Below are 3,776 nucleotides of genomic sequence, written 5' to 3'. Positions count from 1 at the left end.
ATTTTGCACTTGCTGAAAGTATTGCTTGTAGGGTTTGTTTCATTCAAAAGCTTGGTTTGTTGCTGAAAGGTGGACTTTGTTTTGGCGGCTTATTTATCACAGTTCTTGCTTGGGTTGGTTCTTGAATCATTCAACCATTGCAATTGTGGTTTTTGGTCGTGTAAATTCGGTTTATCTCATTGAATTTGCATAACAAACGCTTCAAGAGGGACTTCCAACGCGTGGCATTTTTATTATGCGTTGGTTTTTGTGGTTACGGTGTTATGCGGAAACTTGGTAGTAGCGTTGTCAGCCCCTTAAGCGGGCGTTATGTGTTTTGTGAGGCTCAATTGAAAAATCTTTTCTTCGTAACAAATTCTGTAGCAGGGCGCTGTGGACCAGACAAAGTCATGTGGGATCTGGAAGAGTTGTGGCTATATGGAGTTCGTGCAATTATTTCGGTCAATGACGGAGAGAGTGTTCATTTTTCACGCCTAAAGGCTATTGGTTTTGCGTATGAACACATGCCTCTTTCAAGTAATGCGCCAGTTAAAAGTGGCGATTTTGAGGTTTGTCTTGATGCATTGCCTCGTATTATTAAGTTCATTGAACACAATGAGACTCAAGGAAAAGTTGTAGTACATTGCAAATCAGGCAAAGATCGGACAGGACTAGCATTGGCAGCATACCTTTTAAAATCCAAAGGTTTCGGTGTAAAAGAATCAATAACGGCTGTAAAGGATGTTCGTGATATTGCTTTCAGCGCGCCAGACTGGGATTGGTTTACCGAAAAAGTTTTGGTTGGTCTGTCTAACACATAACAAACGCTTCAAGAGGGACAGCCAACGCGCGGCATTTTTACTATGCGTTGGTTTATGTGATTACGGCGTTATGCGGAAAGTTGGTAGTAGCGTTGTCTGCCCCTTAAGCGGGCGTTAAGTTTCATTGGAGTTCAGGTGCAATGGATAAAGAAGTAAAGGCGTCATGGGAAAGGTTTCTCAATCCAGTGTCGCTCAAGAACAACATAATCACAGCTTCTGTGCACTCGATGGCATTCGAAATGGTAAAAAGTAGTATCGAAGATAAAATTAGAGAGTTCTTTACAAATGGCTTTGATGAAAACGGCCCACTTGTTAGCGATGATTATAAGCTCAAAGTTTTAAAGCTAAACCGCAGTCGAACCTATGCTTCGCTTTTATGGTTAAAGCAACACGATGCGATTGATGACGCTGATATTGAAGTATATGAGCGTATTAAGCGTCATCGTAATGAGTTAACGCATGAGCTATTTAAGTTCGCTTCCCAAGGTTGCGATTTTGATGTAGCAAAAAGCTTTGATGATATGGTGGGCTTATTACGGAAGATCGAGATTTGGTGGTTTGTAAACCTAGAAATGGCCATCGACCCTGAGAGTTATCCTGCTGACTTAAACTTAGACGAAGTCGTTCCGGGACGTTTGTGGAGCTTGCAAATGCTCATCAGCACCGCTTTAGGTTCTGAAGACGATGCCATGAAATTCTATAATGAGTTTGTGCAGCGAACTGAAACTTAACAAAGCGTTCAAGACGGATTCACAACGCTTGGCAGTTTTGGTTTGAATCAGCTTTAGTGTTTACGGCACAATGGTTTAGGTAGGTGGTCGCGTTGTTCACCACTTAACGCGGCGTTAGGCGTCATTTGAGTTCGAGGTAATATGTTACTAATTGAGAGATATAATAAAATTCGTGATGCTGAAGTCGAAAAGTTACGAGTAAAACCCGATCAAGTTCAGTTCACAATCGATAAGCTTGGTGAATTCATTTTATCTTTAAAAGAACATGAGCATCCTCATTTGATCATCGACAATGATCAAGTTGTTGGTTTTTTCGTCTTAGATTTATCTTATTCTGACGCATATAGTTTTAGTGATCCAAAAGCGCTAGGCGTTCGAGCTTTGCTGATTGATCATAATCATCAAGGTTTAGGTATTGCGAGTAGAGCGATGAATTTGTTACCAAGCTATGTTGCTTCAACCTATCCAGAGTTTGAACGGTTACAATTGACAGTAAATTGCCGTAATAAAGCCGCGTACAATTGTTATCTTAAATGTGGTTTTGAAGACACAGGGAATTTGTATTTAGGTGGTCCAGTTGGTCCTCAACATATAATGCAGAGAACCGCCGCCTAACAAAGCATTTAAGAGGGACAGCCAACGCGTGGCATTTTTATTATGCGTTGGTTTTTGTGATTACGATGTTATGCGGAAAGTTGGTAGTAGCGTTGGCTGCCCCTTAATGCGGCGTTAGTTTCATGGAGGAAAAATGACATTTCAACATTTATTAGAACAAGCACTATATAGCAGCGCGATTATCCATCAGCCGCATGCCCTAAAAGCATATTTATCAACAAAGTTTCTCTGTGAATATTTGGACTGTTCAGAAAAACTATTGGTGCAAGTCAGTCGATTAATTGAACAGGACGTATTAAAGATTTCATGTAATTACACCGATACAGTTCAACAAGTAAATTTTTCCAGCGTCCGTCGACACAGAATTCTAGAGCGCGGAATATACCCAGCATCTTATCAGGCAATGTCTCAATGGCATGACGAAAAAGGATTTAAGGATATATTTCAGCATTATGTTTCACGGGCATCGAGACACAGTGAATATCTATCGCATAATGTAACCATTTTGCTCGCTTTGAATGAAGTTTATAAGTTGTTATCACCAGACTCGATCCCAATATTTTTAAATCGACTCACCGAGTTTGTAACATCTACTTTTATAGGTGAAGAACACCAAAGTGAGCCGATGTTATCAACCCCGAATCGTGAAGGCGATATTCTAAACGCCTGTCTTGAACAGCCTGGATTTTTTGGTCATAACCTCATCACATTGGCTTGGGTAATTCGTTGTAAAGATAGGCTTTCAAATATCCAGTATGAATCAATGTTGTGTAATCTCAATATACAGGCTGTCAGCCCACTAGAAGACTCAGACGATGAATTAGATTCAAACATATGGAATTTGTGCTGGATGAGTGATCGCTATGAAGATTTTCGGGCTCAAATCGTGTCATTAGTTTTTGAGAACAGTGTTAATTTACATCAAATTACGTTAGCAGATGCATTGTGTTTTCTACAGAATCAATATCCTGAGCAGACAGCTAGATTAGCGAGAGTGGCAGATTACCAGACTAGGATGTGCGCGAAATGAAACTAACAAACGCTTCAAGAGGGACAGCCAACGCGTGGTATTTTTACTATGCGTTGGTTTTTGTGATTACGGTGTTATGCGGTAAGTTGGCAGTAGCGTTGTCTGCCCCTTAAGCGGGCGTTATGTTTTTAATCAGGTTCAGGGAATCATGGAAGAAAAGAGTCAGTTATTTTTACAGCAGTACTTTCGAACTTTACCTAGTGAAGTGTCTGAAAAATATACATCATTTAGTTCGGATTATTTTTGCGCAGATGAGTATAACGCAAATCTATGTGCTGATTTAATCCTACGTGGCGAGAAACGAGCATCATGCAGCATGGAATACTGGTATAGCCATGAGGGTGAAGTTTTACCAAGAGTTGGTCATCTTCAAGTTGTCACAAACTGGGATGGTGAACCAATTTGTATAATTGAGATAACATCGGTCTCAAATTGTCGATTCAATGAAGTGTCAGAAGAGTTTGCGGCAAGTGAGGGTGAAGGCGACAAATCATTAGAATGGTGGCGTAAAGCTCATTGGAAATTTTTCTCACGTGAATGTGAAGATTTAGGTATAGAGCCTAGTGAGGATATGCTATTGGTTTTAGAGCACTTTAAGGT

The 3,776-nt window shown here is 40.4% G+C and carries 5 protein-coding genes; all 5 read left to right on the top strand.

From position 1 onward, the window contains the following. Window positions 1-263: 263 nt before the first annotated feature. Complete coding sequence (locus AACU59_RS03610; protein ID WP_161437576.1) at window positions 264-800, top strand: protein-tyrosine phosphatase family protein; 537 nt, start codon at window positions 264-266, stop codon at window positions 798-800. Between the two features lie 140 nt (window positions 801-940). Then, the gene (locus AACU59_RS03605; protein WP_161437575.1) at window positions 941-1,531 is read left to right on the top strand and encodes a hypothetical protein; all 591 of its coding nucleotides are present in this window, start codon (window positions 941-943) and stop codon (window positions 1,529-1,531) included. Between the two features lie 141 nt (window positions 1,532-1,672). Beyond that, the gene (locus AACU59_RS03600; RefSeq protein ID WP_161437574.1) at window positions 1,673-2,146 is read left to right on the top strand and encodes a GNAT family N-acetyltransferase; all 474 of its coding nucleotides are present in this window, start codon (window positions 1,673-1,675) and stop codon (window positions 2,144-2,146) included. Window positions 2,147-2,279: 133 nt separating this feature from the next. Continuing rightward, window positions 2,280-3,176, top strand: coding sequence for a hypothetical protein (locus tag AACU59_RS03595; RefSeq protein WP_094144820.1), 897 nt, complete (start codon window positions 2,280-2,282; stop codon window positions 3,174-3,176). 148 nt (window positions 3,177-3,324) lie between these two features. Then, the coding region (locus AACU59_RS03590) for an ASCH domain-containing protein (protein WP_161437573.1) at window positions 3,325-3,776 on the top strand (452 nt) is incomplete at its 3' end.

The sequence above is a fragment of the Vibrio sp. V23_P3S9T160 genome, from assembly GCF_963886625.1.
GTDB lineage: Bacteria > Pseudomonadota > Gammaproteobacteria > Enterobacterales > Vibrionaceae > Vibrio > Vibrio anguillarum.
Note: the sequence above shows the minus strand (reverse complement) of the source record. Positions and strands in the feature narration are given on the sequence as shown.